The sequence below is a fragment of the Metabacillus endolithicus genome (assembly GCF_023078335.1).
Lineage (GTDB): Bacteria > Bacillota > Bacilli > Bacillales > Bacillaceae > Metabacillus > Metabacillus endolithicus.
On sequence record NZ_CP095550.1, the window covers coordinates 2,528,774 to 2,548,439 of the forward strand.

Annotated in this window: 14 protein-coding genes, 3 pseudogenes and 1 riboswitch; of the genes and pseudogenes, 8 read left to right on the forward strand and 9 right to left on the reverse strand. The window is 36.8% G+C overall.

Annotated features, from left to right (window positions below; translation table 11 throughout):
• Positions 1-98: 98 nt before the first annotated feature.
• Positions 99-662, forward strand: coding sequence for an alkyl hydroperoxide reductase subunit C (gene ahpC, locus MVE64_RS12990; RefSeq protein WP_098795233.1), 564 nt, complete (start codon positions 99-101; stop codon positions 660-662).
• Between the two features lie 12 nt (positions 663-674).
• Positions 675-2,204 carry an alkyl hydroperoxide reductase subunit F gene (gene ahpF, locus MVE64_RS12995; RefSeq protein WP_247338883.1) on the forward strand — a complete coding sequence of 510 codons (1,530 nt, stop codon included), beginning with the start codon at positions 675-677 and terminating at the stop codon, positions 2,202-2,204.
• 92 nt (positions 2,205-2,296) lie between these two features.
• Here ahpF and MVE64_RS13000 read toward each other — a convergent pair whose 3' ends face one another.
• The 9 genes and pseudogenes from MVE64_RS13000 to MVE64_RS13040 all read right to left on the reverse strand — a co-directional run bounded on the left by MVE64_RS13000 (position 2,297) and on the right by MVE64_RS13040 (position 12,900).
• Positions 2,297-2,653, reverse strand: a complete 357-nt coding sequence (locus tag MVE64_RS13000) for a nucleotide excision repair endonuclease (protein ID WP_247338884.1) — start codon at positions 2,651-2,653, stop codon at positions 2,297-2,299.
• A gap of 88 nt (positions 2,654-2,741) precedes the next feature.
• The gene (locus MVE64_RS13005) at positions 2,742-3,083 is read right to left on the reverse strand and encodes a hypothetical protein (protein ID WP_247338885.1); all 342 of its coding nucleotides are present in this window, start codon (positions 3,081-3,083) and stop codon (positions 2,742-2,744) included.
• A 230-nt stretch (positions 3,084-3,313) separates the two neighbouring features.
• The gene (locus tag MVE64_RS13010; protein ID WP_379052531.1) at positions 3,314-5,887 is read right to left on the reverse strand and encodes a lipocalin-like domain-containing protein; all 2,574 of its coding nucleotides are present in this window, start codon (positions 5,885-5,887) and stop codon (positions 3,314-3,316) included.
• Between the two features lie 907 nt (positions 5,888-6,794).
• Positions 6,795-8,587, reverse strand: a pseudogene (locus MVE64_RS13015) (ABC transporter ATP-binding protein).
• On the reverse strand, positions 8,559-9,338 hold the full coding sequence (locus MVE64_RS13020; protein WP_247338887.1) for a MerR family transcriptional regulator: 780 nt from the start codon (positions 9,336-9,338) through the stop codon (positions 8,559-8,561). Before MVE64_RS13020 ends, MVE64_RS13015 begins: the two are co-directional and overlap by 29 nt.
• A 270-nt stretch (positions 9,339-9,608) precedes the next feature.
• Positions 9,609-10,555 (reverse strand): annotated as a pseudogene (gene mmuM, locus MVE64_RS13025) (homocysteine S-methyltransferase).
• 48 nt (positions 10,556-10,603) lie between these two features.
• The gene (locus tag MVE64_RS13030; protein ID WP_247338888.1) at positions 10,604-11,341 is read right to left on the reverse strand and encodes an amino acid ABC transporter ATP-binding protein; all 738 of its coding nucleotides are present in this window, start codon (positions 11,339-11,341) and stop codon (positions 10,604-10,606) included.
• Positions 11,338-12,060, reverse strand: a complete 723-nt coding sequence (locus tag MVE64_RS13035) for an amino acid ABC transporter permease (protein ID WP_247338889.1) — start codon at positions 12,058-12,060, stop codon at positions 11,338-11,340. Before MVE64_RS13035 ends, MVE64_RS13030 begins: the two co-directional genes overlap by 4 nt.
• 21 nt (positions 12,061-12,081) lie before the next feature.
• Positions 12,082-12,900, reverse strand: coding sequence for a transporter substrate-binding domain-containing protein (locus tag MVE64_RS13040; RefSeq protein WP_247338890.1), 819 nt, complete (start codon positions 12,898-12,900; stop codon positions 12,082-12,084).
• Between the two features lie 213 nt (positions 12,901-13,113).
• A riboswitch (SAM riboswitch) is annotated at positions 13,114-13,218 on the reverse strand.
• Between the two features lie 181 nt (positions 13,219-13,399).
• On the opposite strand from MVE64_RS13040, the gene solA reads away from it, so the two are divergent.
• The 6 genes and pseudogenes from solA to MVE64_RS13070 all read left to right on the forward strand — a co-directional run bounded on the left by solA (position 13,400) and on the right by MVE64_RS13070 (position 19,634).
• The gene (gene solA, locus MVE64_RS13045; protein ID WP_247338891.1) at positions 13,400-14,542 is read left to right on the forward strand and encodes an N-methyl-L-tryptophan oxidase; all 1,143 of its coding nucleotides are present in this window, start codon (positions 13,400-13,402) and stop codon (positions 14,540-14,542) included.
• A 154-nt stretch (positions 14,543-14,696) separates the two neighbouring features.
• On the forward strand, positions 14,697-15,494 hold the full coding sequence (locus MVE64_RS13050; protein WP_247338892.1) for a LysM peptidoglycan-binding domain-containing protein: 798 nt from the start codon (positions 14,697-14,699) through the stop codon (positions 15,492-15,494).
• A gap of 185 nt (positions 15,495-15,679) precedes the next feature.
• Positions 15,680-16,752: pseudogene (locus tag MVE64_RS13055) on the forward strand (iron-siderophore ABC transporter substrate-binding protein).
• A gap of 1 nt (position 16,753) precedes the next feature.
• Positions 16,754-17,788 (forward strand): FecCD family ABC transporter permease, encoded by a 1,035-nt coding sequence (locus MVE64_RS13060; RefSeq protein ID WP_247338893.1) that lies wholly within the window; start codon positions 16,754-16,756, stop codon positions 17,786-17,788.
• Entirely contained in the window at positions 17,785-18,816 is a 1,032-nt protein-coding gene (locus MVE64_RS13065) for a FecCD family ABC transporter permease (protein ID WP_231308716.1), read from the forward strand. Before MVE64_RS13060 ends, MVE64_RS13065 begins: the two co-directional genes overlap by 4 nt.
• Positions 18,816-19,634, forward strand: a complete 819-nt coding sequence (locus tag MVE64_RS13070) for an ABC transporter ATP-binding protein (protein ID WP_247338895.1) — start codon at positions 18,816-18,818, stop codon at positions 19,632-19,634. The genes MVE64_RS13065 and MVE64_RS13070 overlap by 1 nt, the downstream gene beginning before the upstream one ends.
• Positions 19,635-19,666: the final 32 nt, after the last annotated feature.

The following is a 19,666-nucleotide window of genomic DNA, read 5'->3' on the forward strand; positions in this document are numbered from 1 at the left end:
TAATGAATTTTATTTGATAATTTATTTAAAATTAGAGAGATTATAGATAGTATATTTTTATATTATCTATCATCTCAAATACATAGGAGGAAAATAATATGTCATTAATTGGTACTGAAGTAAAACCTTTCGCAGCAAAAGCATTCAAAGATGGTGAGTTCATCGATGTAACAAACGAAGATTTAAAAGGTCAATGGAGCATCTTCTGCTTCTATCCAGCAGATTTCACATTCGTATGCCCAACTGAGCTTGAAGATTTACAAAACGAATATGATAATTTAAAAGCACTTGGTGTTGAAGTATACTCTGTATCTACTGATACTCACTTCACTCACAAAGGCTGGCATGATAGCTCAGAGAAAATCGGTAAAATCAAATATGCAATGATTGGTGATCCATCTCAAGTAATCACTCGTGGATTCGAAGTATTAGATGAAAAAGAAGGTCTTGCTGATCGCGGCACATTCATCATTGACCCAGACGGCGTAATCCAAACTGTTGAAATCAATGCAGGTGGAATTGGTCGTGACGCGAGCACATTAATTAACAAAGTAAAAGCAGCACAATATGTTCGTAACAACCCAGGCGAAGTTTGCCCAGCAAAATGGCAAGAAGGTTCTGAAACACTTAAGCCAAGCCTTGATCTTGTTGGAAAGCTGTAAGGAGTGCAATAAATGGTACTTGATACAGAAATTAAAGCACAGTTAGAACAATACCTCCAGCTACTTGAAAGTGACATTGTTCTAAAGTTTAGTGCTGGTGATGACAAGGTTTCAAGTGACATGATGGAGCTAGTGAATGAGCTAGCTTCCATGTCATCTAAAATTACTGTTGAAAAAGCTGACTTACCAAGAACGCCAAGCTTTAGTGTGAATCGTGTTGGTGAAGATACTGGTGTTACTTTCGCTGGTATTCCTTTAGGACATGAATTCACTTCTTTAGTGTTGGCTCTTTTACAGGTTAGTGGAAGAGCACCTAAGGTTGATCAAAGCGTGATTGACCAGATTAAAGGCATTACTGGTGAACATCACTTTGAAACATACGTTAGCTTAAGCTGTCACAACTGCCCTGATGTTGTACAAGCCTTAAATATCATGAGTGTTTTAAATCCTAATATCACTCACACAATGATTGACGGTGCAGCATACAAGGAAGAAGTTGAACGTAAAAACGTTATGGCTGTTCCTGCTGTTTACCTAAACGCAGAATTCTTAAGTGGCGGTCGTATGACGATTGAAGAGATTCTTGCTAAAATCGGTACAGGCCCTGATGCTTCCGAGTTTGAGAACAAAGAACCTTATGATGTTTTAGTTGTGGGAGGCGGTCCTGCTGGTTCAAGTGCGGCAATCTACGCTGCTCGTAAAGGAATTCGTACAGGTATCGTTGCAGAGCGCTTCGGTGGCCAGGTTCTTGATACAATGAGCATTGAGAACTTTATTAGTGTAAAAAGCACAGAAGGTCCTAAGCTAGCCGCAAGTCTTGAAGAGCATGTTAAAGAGTATGGTGTTGATATCATGAATCTTCAACGTGCTAAAAGCATTGAAAAGAAAGACCTTTTTGAGCTTGAGCTTGAAAACGGAGCTATTCTAAAAAGTAAAAGTGTTATTGTATCAACAGGTGCACGCTGGCGTAATGTAGGCGTACCTGGTGAACAAGAGTTTAAAAACAAAGGTGTAGCTTATTGCCCTCACTGTGATGGTCCATTGTTTGAAGGAAAACATGTAGCTGTTATTGGCGGTGGTAATTCTGGTATCGAGGCAGCAATTGACTTAGCAGGTATTGTTAAGCATGTTACAGTACTAGAGTTTAATCCAGAACTAAAGGCTGATGAAGTGCTGCAAAATCGTCTGAACAGTCTTCCAAACGTAACAGTACTGAAAAACGTTCAAACGAAAGAAATCACTGGTACTGACAGTGTTAATGGTATTACATATGTTGAACGTGATACCAACGAAGAAAAACACGTTGAATTACAAGGTGTGTTCGTTCAAATCGGTCTTGTTCCAAACACTGACTGGTTAGAAGGCACCGTTGAACGTAATCGTATGGGTGAGATCATCGTTAATAAGCACGGCGAAACAACCTTGCCTGGATTGTTTGCTGCTGGGGATTGTACAGATAGTGCTTATAATCAAATCATTATCTCAATGGGATCTGGAGCAACTGCAGCTTTAGGTGCGTTTGATTATTTGATTAGAAATTAATAAACCATTTCATACAAGTCGCCTTGCATATGCAGGGCGGCTTTTTTAACAACTTAAAACCCCTCTGATGATGGTTAGAGGGGTTTTGGGTCTTAGCGATAGAAAACCTTGTCCACGTTATACTTCGCCTTAAGTTCATTAATAATATAGGTTTCATATATTTCTCTATGTACTGGGTCTTCGACCAAACAAACACTAATCTTCGTTACTTCTTCTCTATGTGATTTAATAGGAGAAACATTATCTTCGAAATGTTTTTTAATTCTTTGTCGTAACTTCCTAGCTTTACCTACGAATAATAATTCCTTATCATCGTTGTAAAACATAAAAATTCCACCTTTTTCTCTAGTGATAAGGTGAAAATCAGTAAATCCGTAAATATTACTTAACTCGGGATTTTGCTGTTTTGTAATTGTAACATCAGGTGTTGGAATCGTTATTTTGATCACTTACATGACCTCCTTTTCTATATCCTTAAATCCTACCATTATTTTAACACCATTGTTCATTATTTATTTCAAATCGTGCTATTTTCTGTTAATCATTCTTAATCAGGCCAGGATCATTTTTAATATAAGCATCTCTTCTTTTAAAATAGCGCTTTTTTTGCATAGTTTTTGCCAGTGAAATCATAATGGTGGAAACAACCAGTGGTGCAAATGCATACCACCATGTGAAAAAGATAAGAAAAAGGGAAATTATAAAAGGTATGAAGAATACCGTGATAAATACGAGAAACATCACATTAAAGGCTTGTAGTTCACGAATTCTCGTCCTTTCCTTCATTTCCACTGTATCTTTTTTCAAATTCGATAGATAGTTCATTTCAACAAGAGTAGTGGAATAAGGTTCCACAAACCAATTTAAGATTTTATTCATTTTGCCATCTCCCCTATATCTGTTATAAAATACCCTACTTCTATTGAAAATGGCTTTATTAAAAATATAAGATTAATTAGTTCGATTGTCAGACTTGAATTACAGTCATTATAGACTCCCCAACGAAAAGAGTCTATGGTTGATTATCATGGAATTATGACTGGACAGTACAAGAAAAAGGCGAATATAAAGAAGACTGCCCAATATGACAGTCTCCTTAAAATTCACTATTATTCAGTTACTACCCCATCCGGATTTTGATAAAGAGTTTGCACTTCATCTGCTGTAATAGCTAATCCATCATAAACACGAACTTCATCCATAAACCCTTTAAAAGGAGTATCCCAATAGTTAACACCTAACCCAAATACTGCGTCTATTGAATTAAATACATTTGGGAAATTTCCACCGGAGAATTTTGCTTCTCCATTGATATAAAATGTAGCATTTCCTTCATTAACAGTAAAAGCAAGGTGACTCCACTCTCCTGCCGGAATGGTTGTATCTGTTGCAGCATCAAACCATTGATCACCGTTGTGTGCCCAAACCATTGTATTACCCCAACCTGTTTTCGGAACAACACTAATCCAATTATTTGATGTTTCCGCTCCGAAGAAAGCTGTTGTAAATTCAGTGATTTGCTCAGGCTTTAACCACATGGACACAGAGTAAGTATCACCTGTAATTAACCCATCACCTAAACGCAAACCGGAATTCCCATCGAATTTTGCAGCGTTACCCGCAACACCTTCTGCAAACGTAATTTGCCCACCACTATTATCTAATCGATTTCCAGTAACTGATGCATTTCGGTTATTAACTGTTTGATCTTCTAAACCTTCATTAAAGTTGTAATAACCTGATAAGCCACCTTCTTCTTCCGCAAGAACTGTAACAGAGATCGTTAAAGTATCTGTAGCATCACCAGATTCGATCGTCGCAGTTAAATCTACGACCAAATCTTCAGAATCAGAGCTTGGACGTGTTACCACTCCATCTGCAGAGATTACCTCAGGAATAGATGAGTTCCACGTGATTTTCGCTCCTCTTGTTGCTTCTGTTGCTAGTGATAAGTTGCTGATAGCTGTTGTAGGTAGACTCGTGCTTAATTCTTGTTTAATGGCTTGAACTAATTCTTCATCAGTAGAAGCCTCAGAATAACTACCCCAAATCACGACTCCTTCATCAGACATTGCACTAAACGTCATTACCCAGCTTTGTGAAGTAGGATCATATTGACGGATAAATACGCCATCATACGTACCTTCTCCATCGATCTTTAATTCTGCTCTGTACTTACCATATAGCTTCCATTTCCCTGTTGCAGCACCTGTGATCTTGCCATTTTTGTTCAATTTAATCCAGCTTGACTCTGTTAATTCATTAGTAATTTCTTTTCCATGATTAATATATTTATAGTCTCCAATAACATCATGTCTAGAAACCTTTTCAATTGTTTCACCAGCATAGCGATATGGTGTTGGCACTGGCCATTTATCTTTATTTTTGAATGTTTGATGTACCCGAACCTCATGCATCTCCCCTTGTTGCGGGAAGCGAGTATGAGTAACAATAAATTCTTTCCCTAATTCTTTATCGATTAAATAAGAGTTATGTCCTGGAGAAAGATAACCTGTACCGATTCCAGTTCCTGCTTCACCAAGATCTCTTTTAAATAAAAAGTTTCCAATCATTTTATTTCCAATATCTTTATGATCATCATTTCCCGGGAAGTTTCCTACTCCAAGATCAAATGATTCAGAAAATACAGCTTGGTTTCCTTTGGCATCAACATAAGGTCCATCAATATTTTTCGATCTAAACTGCCTCATTTGATATCCGCCATCTGACGCTAACCCGCCATATGTGATGTATAAGTAGTAATAGCCTGTTTCCTTATCGTATACAGCATAAGTTCCTTCAGCAGACCTTCCATAGCCGGATGCTATTTTAGTACCAAAATATCGATCAATCATTCTTCCGTCTTTTGTTTTCCCATCCTTACCAGGGTACTTTGGCAAGCCTGTTTTTTTATCTAATTCTAAAATAAATGTCCCACCAGACCAAGATCCGTAGGTCATGTATAACTTGCCATTTTTCGCTTCAAGGATATTGGCATCAATTGCATTTGTATAGAGCTTATTATTGTACGTACCAGTTTCTGTAAACCAATCTGGATTTACTTCATCAATAACGCCATCTTCAATCAGTTCTGAAAGATTTGTATTCTTCCAATGCTTATTTACTTCACTGTTTTGATCATAAGCCTCCACATTGGTAAAACCGGAATACATAATCGTATCAACATATTCGAATGGACCTTCAATATCCTTTGATACGGCTATTCCTATTGCTGATCTAATATAAGTGGAAGACACACTATAATACATCATGTAGGCACCCTTTGAACCATCTTCATTTACATAATGTTTATTCCAATAAATATCAGGAGCCCAGACTGCAAAGCCACCGCGACTGTCTGAATCATTTTCTCCTGCCCATTGAAAAGACTCCTCTAGATTTGCTGACAAATCTCCATACACTGCATTATTCGGGGTTGTATAACCATTTGTAAAATTATCCCAATTAATTAAATCCGTTGATTTTGCTGCATCAATATGTGAGCCATACACATAGTAAGTACCCGTTTTCGGATCTTTAATAATAGACGGGTCATGTACTGAAGCATTTCTAAATTCAAGTGGTTCATTATTGCTTTCTTTTTCATATCCGAGGGTACTACTTGGTATCACTAATAATAAAAATAGAAACACAGATAAAAATCTTTTAAGATTTCCTTTCACTTTTTCTCCTCCTTTGTTATCCATACAAAGCTTAACATTCATTTGTAAGTGTAAAATTTAGTATAAACATATACGCATCACAAACCATGCGTACAAGTTGTTCCATTACCTATTACTCAACCTTACAATACCTCCCTTTATTTTTAATTTGTACTTACAACTTAGTATATAAAACGCTTACATCTATAACAATAATACTAATCTACTAATTCTTAGCTATTTCTTTTCCAAGATATTCAGGTAAATATCTACTTTTACCTGGCAATCTATACAAATTTTAATTAACTATAATAATGTATTAACTATAATAAGGTCTTTACTTACTAAAAATATGAATATTGATTTGTTTAAATAATTATTGAAAAATAATTATCTTAGTTAACTAATGAAATAGGTCTAAAGTAACACATGGGGCTTTGATTCTTCATAAAAGTTAATCATGGTGCTAACGGGTTCGGTTTCCGAATACAAAACCGAGAGTATAAATAAGCGGAGTTTTTCCGGTTAAATTGAAGAATGAAACTCGGTTTGGGGGATATAAACGGAATTTTCCCGGTTAAGCACAGTAAAATGGTCCATTTTCATCTTTTTCGATTAAATAGGGGGAATCTTTCCGTCTATCTAATCTATTTTGCATGCTATTTCCTCATTAAGAGGAATTTCTCTGCTTATTTTAGTAGCTTATTTCCTGACGATTCTTGAAGATTTTGAAAAGCTTCATTGTGTGCTTATCTTGGTATGAAAAATGCTTGGAGCATATGACTCCAAGCATTTTTCTTTGCTGATTTACTTGCCAAATTGCTTTTTAATCCTAGTGCGAATTACTATATGAAAAGTAATGTTAATTCATATTTTGTCCTTCAAAACAGAACCGGTTATTATGATGCGGTAACCTTTTTACTTCTATTTAGTTAGTAACTATGTGAGATGTAATCGTATGGTTCCCTGCTTCTCCATCCTGAAGCTGCTGCTTTGCTAGCTTTCGATATAAATCATGTTGTTCTACTAGCTCACGATGTGTCCCCACTCCTGATATGATTCCACCGTCTAACACAACGATTTGATCTGCGTCTACAACCGTTGAGATTCGATGTGCAATAACAAGTGTTGTTCTCCCCTTCATTAAATGCTGAAGAGCTTTTTGGACAAGCAGCTCTGAAGCACTGTCCAAGTTAGAGGTTGCTTCATCTAATAAAAGAATCTTTGGATCACGTATTAAAGCTCGAGCAATCGCAATTCTTTGTCTTTGCCCACCAGATAATTTGATCCCACGCTCCCCAACCTCGGTATCAAAGCCTCCTGGAAGACGGGAAATAAATTCTGAGGCATTGGCAAGCTCTGCTGCTGCTTTCATTTCTTCCTCAGAAACATCTCTTTCTAGTCCGTATATTATATTTTCTCTAATTGTTCCCGACATTAATGGGCTTTCCTGAGATACATAGCTAAATTGACTTCGCCATGACTTTAAATTAAAATCTTTTATATTTGTCTTTCCAAATAAGATTTCTCCTGAGTTTGGAAAATAAAATCTTTCAAGTAAGGCAAATATTGTTGTTTTTCCACTTCCGCTTGGACCAACAAATGCTGTTGTTTTTCCAGTAGGAATTGTTAAAGTCATGTTGTTTAGAATTGAGTTGTCTTTTTTATATCCAAAGGTTACTCCTTTGAATTGGATATCTTGAGAAGGATTTGTGACATGAAGGTGTTCAGCATTTGGTTCTTTATCAGAGGCCAAAATTTGCTGAACTCGCTCAGCTCCCCCATTGCCTTCTGAAAGGCTGTAAAAAAGCCTGCCATTTGACTAAAGGGGACGACAATTTGAAACATATAAATAATGATCGCAACGAGAGATCCGGCTGATAAAGCACCAGATGCGACGCGAACACCGCCATAGCCAATTAATAGAACGAGAACAAGCATCATCGTAAAAGACATTAAAGGAGTAACAACCGCAAGAATTCGTGCTTCTTTTAAACCATATTGAAATAAATGATCGATCCGTTTATTTCCCTTCGTTTGCTCCGTTGTTTCTGCCTGGAAAGCTTTAACTAGGCGAATGTCTGACAAAACTCTCCCTAAGTTTGCAGAAAATCCAGCCATCTCATCTTGAGTTAGTTTTGAGACTTTATACATTTTTTGTCCAAGAGGCATGATGATCGCAATAGAAACTGGAACAGCAATGAGCATGATTAATGTCATCTTCCAGTCTATTATAAGAAGAATAACAACAGATCCAATGATCGTAATTAAGCCAGTAATAAAGGTAATTAAATGCTGCGTAATTAACGTTTTGATAGTATTTGTATCCTGAGTAATTCTGCTCATCGTATCTCCGGATTCATGTTGATCAAAATAAGGAATTGGAGAATGAAGCACATGCTGCCAAAGTCTTTTTCTAATAGATGCAACAATTGATTCCCCTAAATATGTCATAAAATAATACGAAAATCCTGATGAAACAGTTTGCACAACAAAGGCCAAACCTAACAATAGAATAACGGATAATTCTAAGGCTGATTGTGAGAGCTGATCCACCAGTGATTTTGTAAATAGAGGGACAATTAGTCCAGCCCCTGTCTCGAGTAGACTAAGAATAACAGCTACACATAATATTTTAACAGGTGGTTTTGAATCTTTAATTAAAAGCCAGAAAGTACGAACATGCTCACCTTTAGGAAGGTTTTTTCGTTCCGTTTCCATCACTTACATTCACACCTTTCTCTTTTAAATAAACATCTAAAGCCTTTGCCAACCATTCTTCCTCTTCAGCCGAGAATGGTGAATGAAATAGCCATGTATCATCTTCTACTTCTTTCTCTGAAATCTCTTGAACAAACCCTAGATCATCGCCTGTTAATTCTTTAACAAGCACCATCATTTCGCCAATCAGTTCTTGAACTTGATTCTCCTCTGGATCAAGAGTAGATAGCTTTTTCAACTCTGTTGATATTTCTACCCACTTTTTTTCTAATTCCAACTGCTTGCTTTCAGGCACACTATATATTTCATTTACTAATTCTTCATCTATATAACCTTTTAGCCACTCTTTCTGCTCATGTTCCATTTGAATTGTATTGATCAGTGCGATAAAGATAGACGGCTCTATTTCTTGATGATCTTCTACTATGTGAAGCGCATGATCCAATGCCTTAATTACATTTTCAATTTGTTCTTTCTTTTGAACCATCTCCTTCCTCTGAAAAGAAAGAGTGTCCTTTAAGTCCCAAATTTCTTTTTGAAAAAATTCTTTAATTTGCTCCAAAGAATAACCTAAAAATTTGAGAGTAAGAATTCTTTGTAAAGTAACAAAATCTTTATTTGTATAATAGCGTCTTCCCTTTTCTGTTACATAAGAAGGCTTTAAAAGACCTAGTTCATCATAATAGTGTAACGTACGAATTGTTGTTGCTGTTTTCTTTGAAAATTCACCTATGGAATATTTCTCCCCCATGAATGATCCCTCCATTAAAGATTCTATCATCATCATAAATCCTCACGTAACGTAAGAAGCAAGTAAAATGTAATACCTTTTTCATAAATTTTAATCATGCAAGCCAAACACATTAAACCTAATTAGAGTTTCTTACTAACTTCCAAATAATTCAAGTTACTATGAATGAAGAATGATATAATTATAGAGTGATCTTTCAATAAAAAACTTCCCAACTTTATTAGCTAGGAAGTTTTTGTGTTCATTATTATTTTTATACTTTTAAGTTTACTATCTTTTCTTAGCTTTTCTTGCCCATGCGGTTATTGCTTTTATATCCTCAGGCTTCGTTCTACAGCAACCACCTATAATCTTTGCACCTGCATCAAACCAACGTTGAGTACTACAGGAAAATTGATTTGTAGAAGATGGTTTATCCCATGTTTTACTTGTTGCATCATATTCCTCACCTGAATTAGGGTAAACAATAATAGGTTTAGAGGTTTTCCCCTTTATTTCTTTAATTAACGAGTTAATGAAGTTTGGAGATGAACAATTAATACCAATGGCAGCTACCTGCTCTTCCTCATCTAGCTCTTTTGCACAATCAGCAATGTGTTCTCCATTGCTAATATGTAGTTCATCTTTTGCACTAAAGCTGATCCAAGCATAGACCCCCGGAAATTCCTTTAAAACTCTAACGATTGCTTTTGCCTCTAAAAGACAAGGAATGGTTTCACAAGCAAGGATATCTGCACCCGCTTCTACCAAGATTTTTACTCTTTCTCTATGAAAAACAACCAATTCTTCTTCACTTAATGAATAATCCCCTCGATATTCGGAGCCATCTGCAAGAAACGCTCCATACGGCCCAACAGAAGCAGCCACTAGCGGCTTTGGCCGATTTTGGCTTGATTACCCTCTGCCCAAAACTCATCACGAGCCTCTGCTGCAAGGTGGACAGACTTTTTAATTAAATCAATTGCCTCTTCTTCAGATAAACCTCTTTCTTTATATCCTTCAACAGTGGCTTGGTAACTTGCTGTTATGGCACAATCTGCACCAGCTTTGAAATAATCTGTATGAACCTGCTTAATTAATTCTGGATTTTCTAATAGTATTTTAGCTGACCATAATCTATCATTTAAATCGCATCCATAATTCTCAAGCTCAGTTGCCATAGCTCCATCAAGTATCATTATCGGGAAATCCCTTAAAATTTGTTCAATCGGGTTCATTTCATCCTTTTCCTTCCTACAGTAAAGCTACAAGAAGGAATCAAACCATTACTTCTTTAATACTTTACTTAAAAATTTCCTCGTTCTTTCAACACTAGGATTGCTGAAAATTTGCTCTGCTGTTCCTTCTTCAAGGATTATTCCATCTTCCATAAAAACAACCCGGTCAGAAATATCACGTGCAAAATTAAGTTCATGTGTCACAATCAGCATTGTATTCCCTTCATTTGCAACAGCTTTTATCACTGATAAAACTTCATCAACTAGCTCTGGATCGAGAGAGGAGGTTGGTTCATCAAACAATAACACTTCTGGATTAAGTGCAAGTGCTCTTGCAATCCCTACCCTTTGCTGTTGTCCTCCTGATAGCTGTGCTGGATAATGATTTAATCGATCTTTCAGTCCAACCTTTTCAAGGAGATCTTTTCCTACCTTACTAGCCTCAACTGAATTCATACGCTTTACACTTGTTAAGCCAATCATGACATTTTGTAGGACAGTTAAATTTTTAAATAAATTATACTGTTGAAAGACCATCCCTGTTGAAGTTCTTAGCGACAGAACATCTGCCTTACCTGCTGATGTAACATCTACTCTTTTATCATTAATCTCAACAACTCCACTTGTAGGAGTTTCAAGAAAATTTATACAGCGTAATAATGTTGATTTTCCTGATCCACTTGGTCCTAAAATAGAGACAACTTCTCCTTTCTTAATAGAAAGGTCAATCCCTTTTAACACATGCTGCTGATCAAAATATTTATGGATATTTTCTAATTTAATCATGAGGCAATCCCTCTTTCATATCTCCGGACACGTTTCTCTACCAAAACAAGTAATCTCTCAACAACGATACATAAAATCCAGTAAATAATTGAAACAGCTATATACACTTCAAAAAAGGCCAGCCGCGTGAAGCCCATAATTTTGGCTTGTCCCATAATATCAATAACGCCAATAATAAAAACAAGAGAAGTATCCTTAATCGTACTGATAAACATATTTCCCAGATTAGGAATTGCGACTGTTAAGGCCTGTGGGAAAATGATTTTAAGCATCATTTGTGTTGAACTCATCCCTATTGCTTTAGCCGCCTCAAACTGACCTCGATCAACAGATTCAATGGCTGATCTGATCGTTTCAGACAAATAGGCACCCAAATTAATTGAAAAGGCTAATAATGCATAAACCTCTGGAGCAATAATATTCACATCAAAATTTTGAAGTAAACCGTATTCCGTTTGAACTAAATAAATCACTTTTGGTATTCCATAAAAAACAAGGTAAATCTGAACCAACAATGGTGTACCTCTAATAAAAGAAACGTAAAAAGAAGAAATTGTCTTTAATACTGGAACTTGATAGATTTTTATAAGTGCTGTGGCAAGTCCAATAAATAAACTTATAATCAATGAGCCTACTGCAATGCCAATTGTAATTGGTAACCTTGCAACAATAGCAGGAAAGCTTTCTATTAAAAAACCGATATCTAATAAATTTTCCATTTTGAATTCCCTTCTTCAACCTTATTCAGGGATATATTCTCCACCAGTCCACTTTTTCGAAAGTTCAGCTAACGTTCCATCTTCTTTTAGTTGTTTAATAACAGGATCGACCAGTGCTTTTAATTCTTCACCCTGCTTCTCATCTTTAAATACAATCCCCATATCATCTTGAACGATAGGCTGTCCAACAATCTCTACATCAAGATCGTATTTTTCCAAAACCGTGTTAATCATGATCGGATCATTAACATAGGCATCAATTCGTCCATTTTGTACATCTTGTAGAATCTCTGAAGGAGTACCACTTTCGCTATATTTTAGAATAATGTCATTTTCAGCTTTCTTATTATGTTCTTCTAGCAAAAGCGTATAAGAATCGCCAGCCAATGCTCCAACCTTTTTCCCCTCTAAATCTTCTATTGACTTAATATCTGAACGACCCGATTTCACAACAATTACGGTTTCTGCAGCAAAATAAGATTCATCTGTAAATAAGTATTTCTCTTCACGATCTGGTGTTTTTGCTATTTGATCAGCAACTGCTTGAATTTTATTTGATTCTAGTGCAAGAAACATACTATCCCAAGGTGTTGCAACAAACTCAAACGTATAACCATCTAGCTTTTTATCAATTTCCTTCACTACGTCAATATCATATCCAGTAAGTTCATTGTTCTCATCAGCAAAAGCAAAAGGTGGATAATCATTTTGTGTTCCAACTAAAATGACTTTATCCCCTGTTTCTTCTTTTGCAGCTTCATTTGATGAACAACCACTTACTATTCCAGCTAAGCCTAATAGTGCAATCATTGGTACAAGTAAACGAGATTTTCTTTTCATATCATTGACTCCTTTTTTAATTATGATGTAAATATTAATTCTCACTAAGTTTATAGGAATAATAGTGTTATTATAACGAATTGAATTGGTATTGCAATGATTATTTTTAATTTTTTGTAAATTTAGAATTATCATATATGGCAATTTAGTCTTCCGGTTCTTTTATCCAACAAAAAAGCCTCCTTCAATGAGAAAGAGGCTTTTTCTATCTAAACCTTATCTCTCAGAATTAAACACTCTGCAGGAATTAGCACCTTTCATAAAAATGATGGTTGCTGGACGTCGTCGGGCCTGTCCCTCAGTCTCTCGTGATAAGATATTCAATTTTTAGTATAGTATGATATTATTTAATATTAAGACTATTGTCAAACAATTTTTCACTAATATTCCATTCTTAGTAGTATACCTATAAATTTAACCAATTAAAAGTCCATGAATCTATTAAATTTTATTATTTTAAACTTAGTAACATTGATGAAAAGAGTAGGAGGCAAATAGCTTGGAAAAGAAACACATTTTTGACGTAGCAATCATTGGTGCAGGGACGATGGGAATGGCAGCTGGTGCCTTTTTAGCACAGCAGCAAGTAAAGACTGTGTTAATTGATGCCTTTGATCCGCCACATAATCGCGGAAGCCACCATGGAGATACTCGAATGATTCGGCATGCCTATGGTGAAGGCAGACAGTATGTTAGTTTAGTAAAACGTGCCCAACAATTATGGGAGGATTTAGAAGTACAAACTGGCTATAAGATATTTGAAAAAACAGGTGTTATTGGACTCGGACCAAAAGACTCCACATTTCTACAGGAAACAATAGCTGCTGCAAGCAAATACGAATTGCCATTAGAGGTACTTACTAGCAATGAGGTGAAAAAAAGATGGCCGGTATTTTCTGTTCCAGAACATTTTATTGGATGCTTTGAAGCAGAATCAGGGTTAATTTATAGTGAAAATGCTATTCAAGCCTACAAAGAAATTGCTATTCATCATGGAGCACAGCTTGAGACAAATACTCCTGTTCAGCAAATTGAAACAGATCACAAGTCTTTCGTTAAAATCATAACTGAAAATAAGGTGTTTTGGGCTAAAAAGGTCATTGTTACTGTTGGTGCATGGGCCTCTAAACTGTTACCTGATTTAGCACTTCCTATTCAGCCAACCCGTAAAGCCTTTGGCTGGTTTGACACGCCTGCTAACCTTTATGATATCAACCACTTCCCGTCTTTTTATATAGAGGATAAGGAAAATATGTGTTATGGATTTCCAAACATAGATGGAACAGGTCTTAAAATCGGAAAATCAGATGGTGGACAAGCAATTGACCCGAACAAGCATACACAGAACTTTGGACACTATCATACAGATGAAGAAGAGCTCCGGTTTTTCCTTAAAAACTACATGCCCGAAGCAAACGGATTACTAAATCAAGGTAAAACCTGTTTATATACAATTTCAAGTGACAATGATTTTATCATCGATCATCATCCTGAGCATGATCACATTATTTTTGCTTGTGGTTTCTCTGGACATGGTTTTAAATTCGCAAGCATAATGGGAGAAGTATTGAGCGAGTTAGCTGTAAATGGACAAAGCAAGTTTGATCTTTCAATATTTTCACTCAAGAGGTTTGGTTTGTAATTATTTTTTAGAATATACGAAGCCTGTAATGATCTAAAAACTAAGTTTATACTAGTAAAATATTTATTTTACTAGTTTTCTTTACTGATCATCCTTCCTCACGTTAACGAATATCATGAATATGAATAGCAAAACATTCATAGGAGTGATCGTTATGCCTATCGTTGATGGTACTTCTTTTGTTTATACTGTTAAACAAGGAGACACCGTGTATTCCATAGCCTCGAGAATTGGAGGAACTGTTCCTCTCCTAGTAGAAGCAAATGCGATCTACCCTCCTGTTACAGATCCATATCTCATCTTTCCTGGTGAGGTATTAGTTATCTCAACACCTGGTAATAGACAGGTGAATCACATTGTTAATGCTGGTGAAACACTAAATAGCATCGCTCAACGATATTCAACAAATGTAGATTTACTTCAAGGGATAAATACACAAATTGTTAACCCTAACGTTATTTATCAAAATCAAATTCTACGCGTCCCTGCTCTTGTTTATTTAGTTGAAGAAGGAGATACATTAAACAAAATTGCCAAACGCTTTGGAATTTCTTTATCAACACTACTTTATGCCAATCGCCAGCGACCAGGTATCTCACCTGATGTTATCTATCCTGGATATCAACTTATTATCCCGATTCCGACGTCTAAAAATATTGTTGTTTTTCAACCATTACCTAGGACAGTTATTCGTGCTGGACAGCAGCTTTCAGGATTTGCCCGTGCCTTTGAAGGAGTGATTCTCTATCGTATTGTTGATGATAATGGTCAAGTTGTAACCCAGGAAGCACCGATCCAAACAACAGCAGGTGCCCCTGCGTATGGATCCTTCTCCATTCCAATCACATTTAATCAGCAACCGACTGCTCGGTCTGGAGAGCTATGGATTTACACTCGTAGTCCACGAGATGGAAGTATTGAGGATTTGGTTCAGGTGCTTGTGAGGTTTTAGAAATCTTTTTTGAAAATTAAACCGAAAAGACAGGTATGTTTCAGTACCTGTTTTTTTAATGATTCGACATTTATCGGGAAGTGCCAGGCACCACACAAGAACTGTTGACAACCTTTTAAATAGGATATATAGTTGTGATAATGATAATTATTATCAAATAAACTTATATTAAGGAAGGGTTTACAATGACGGCTAAACGTAATATTTCATTACTCTCAACATTATTAATTGCAATCCTTATGCTTGTATTAGTTGGTTGTTCAGGTGAGCAAGCAACTGAAAATACTGAATCAGAATCTAATGAGGGAACAAATACAGAAACAACGGAAACTGAAGAAGGAACAACTGAATACCCAATCGTGATTGAACACGCATTTGGTGAAACAACTATTGAAGAAAAACCTGAACGCGTTGCTACGATTGCATGGTCAAACCATGACGTTGCTCTTGCTCTTGGTGTTGTGCCTGTAGGTTTCTCAGCTGCAAACTATGGTGTTCAAGATGATAGCGGTATGTTACCTTGGACTTCAGAAAAGTTAAAAGAACTTAATGCAGAAACGCCAACTATCTTTCAAGATACTGATGGTTTAGATTTTGAAGCAATTGCAGATGTTAATCCAGATGTTATTCTTGCAGCATACTCTGGTATTACTCAAGAAGAATATGATACATTAAGTGAAATCGCTCCAGTTGTTGCCTATCAAACGAGCCCTTGGGTAGCTTCATGGCGTGAACAAGTTACATTCAATGCTATAGGTATGGGAATGGAAAAAGAAGGTAAACAACTTATTGCCGACACAGAGAAATTAATTGAAGAAAAAGCTAGTGAACATGCTGAAATTAAAGGAAAAAAAGCTGCATTTGTAAGTATTAGTGCCGAAGATTTATCTAAGTTCTACATCTACTCACCTGGAGATCCACGTGGTGCATTTCTTACTGAGCTAGGAATGGAATATCCTGAAAGTATTACAAGTCAAATGACTGATCCTAATAGTTTCTATATAGAAGTAAGTGCTGAAAATGCAGACATGCTTAACGATGCTGAAATTATAGTATCATATGGTGATGAAAATACACTTGCAGCTTTACAGGCTGATCCAATCCTTGGAAAAGTCCCAGCAATAGAGAGAGGTTCTGTTGTTATTATTGGAGATAACACTCCACTTGCAGCAGCAGGTACTCCAAGCCACTTTCAATTGAGTACTCAATTGATGAGTATTTAACATTACTATCAGAAGCTGTAAGCAAAGTGAAATAAAATGGATCATACATCCGTTTCAGAAAATAAGCAGTTACTTATACCGAAAAATTTTATAAAAGTACTTATACTTTCTATCGTTTTACTCGGTATATGTGTATTGGCTTCACTAGCCTTTGGATCTCGCATAGTTGGATGGAATGAGCTGATTGATGGCTTATTCAATCCTGATGTGGATTCGCACGGCGCAAATGTTGTTCGCCAAAGAATTGCTAGAACAGTATTTAGTTTTATGTGTGGTGCTGCATTAGGAGTTTCTGGTGCTCTTATGCAATCGGTTACTCGTAATCCTATTGCAGACCCTAGCATATTGGGAGTTAACACAGGGGCAGCACTATTCGTCGTTTGTGGAATTTCTTTTTTAAATATTAGCAGTGCCAGTCAATATATTTGGCTTGCATTAGCAGGAGCAATTCTAACTGCCATTTTTGTATTCGGAATTGGTTCAATGGGGAGTGGCGGAGCCACGCCCCTTAAACTCGTTTTAGCAGGTGCTGCTACAAGTGCTGCATTATCCTCTCTTGTAATGGCCATCATGATTCCTCGCTCAAACGTTATGGATCAATTTAGATTTTGGCAGGTTGGTAGTGTCGGCGCAGGAAATTGGAGTTCAATCTCTCTTTTTATTCCTTTTCTTATTGTTGGAATCCTAATAGCCATCTTTACTGCTCCAGCACTAAATGCATTAGCATTAGGTGATGAAGCTGCTACTGGTTTAGGTGTACGTACAGGAACACTTAGGCTTATCGCTGCCTTTGGTGGAGTACTATTGTGCGGTGTGGCAACAGCACTTGCAGGTCCTATCGGCTTTATTGGTTTATTAGCAACACATGTGATTCGGCTCATGATTGGTCCTGATTTGCGATATGTTATCCCAATGTCAGCTCTTTCAGGTGCCATCATCCTAACAATATCAGATGTTTTCGGTCGAATTTTAGGAAGTCCTGGTGAGCTTGAAGTTGGTGTGGTTACAGCATTTATTGGAGCTCCTATCTTAATCTTAATAACTATGAAAGCGAAAATGCGTGCACTATGATGAATGAATCAATGAATCTTATTATGATAGGTAGAATAAAAAGACGTCGCCGTTTTGTCCTTGTAACTTCTTTACTTGCAATCATTGCCTTTGCACTTTGCTGCACAATGCTTATGCTAGGAAACACCATTTATCCTGTTTCAGATGTCATAAGTGTCCTCCTAGGTGAGAAAGTAAAAGGTGCATCATTTGCAGTAGGAACAATACGTTTTCCAAGAATGGTTGCAGGTGTTTTTGCTGGGTTTGCTTTTGGTGTTGCTGGATATGTTTTTCAAACGATGCTTCGTAATCCCCTAGCAAACCCTAATGTGATCGGAATAACAGCTGGATCAAGTGCTGCTGCTGTTTTTTGTATCATTGTTCTTCATGCAAGTAATACCTTTGTTTCAATTGCTTCTATTATTGGTGGACTTGCTACAGTAATCGTTATTTTTCTCTTATCAAAAGGTACTTCTTTTTCAATTGGGAGATTAATATTAATAGGAATTGGTATTCAAGCCATGCTAAATGCTGTTGTATCTTACTTATTACTGATTGGTCAGCAGCATGATCTTCCAACTGCAATGAGATGGCTAAGTGGTAGTCTAAATGGAGCTAAAATGGAGGAACTGTATCCTCTTATGATCACAGTTCTTATCTTTGCCCCAATTATTATCGCGTTCGGAAAACGATTAGATATGTTAGAACTTGGAGAGCAAGCTGCAACGTCACTTGGAGTTGATACAAATAAGACACGATTTGTACTTATTATCAGTTCCGTGCTTATTATTTCGTTAGCTACCGCTACAACGGGGCCTATCGCCTTTATTGCGTTCCTTTCTGGACCTATCGCAAAAAGACTAGTTGGTGTTGGATTTTCAGGTGTGATCCCAGCAGGTCTTGTTGGCATCATTTTAGTTTTGGCATCAGACCTTATAGGGCAATTCGCATTTGTTGCTAGATACCCTGTTGGTGTGATTACAGGAATACTTGGAGCACCATACTTGATCTACTTGCTAATCCGAATGAATCGGAAGGGAGATTTATAATGAAACCAACACATGCTTTTCAAGCTGAAGGAATCACAGCTGGATACGATAATAAAACGATTTTACATGATGTAAGTATTAGTATTCCAAGCAATAAAATAAGCATTATTATCGGTGCAAACGGTTGTGGTAAGTCTACCCTACTTAAAACAATGGCTAGACTTATTAAACCTACTTCTGGCCAAGTTACCTTAGGTGGAAAATCAATTCATAGCATTCCACCAAAACAGTTAGCCCGTGTATTAGGATTACTTCCACAATCACCTATTGTCCCCGAGGGAATAACCGTTTCAGACTTAGTTGGACGAGGCAGATTTCCACACCAGTCATTTTTAAAAGGCTGGACAAAAAAAGATTATGAAGCTGTTGCTGAAGCAATGGAAATGATGAAAATCACTGAATTTGCAGATCGACATATTGATGAACTTTCAGGTGGTCAAAGGCAGCGTGTATGGATTGCCATGGCTTTAGCACAACAAACAGACATCCTGTTTCTTGATGAACCAACAACCTATTTAGACATCACCTATCAAGTCGAAATTCTCGACCTGCTAACAGACCTTAACCAAAAATACGGAACAACAATTGTCATGGTTCTTCACGATATCAACCTGTCCGCACGTTATGCAGATCATATTTTTGCTCTTCATAAAGGAAAGCTTGTTGCAGAGGGTGCGCCATCGGAGGTTATTACGAGTGGGTTGATTGAGGATATTTTTGGGCTGCATTGTACGGTTGTGGAAGATCCGGTTTCTGGTTCTCCTTCGGTGGTGCCGATTGGGAGGCATCATGTGAATCGGGAATTGATTTCCAGTTAAGTTTTGTTTAATGGTTTTCTTTATAGGTTGCG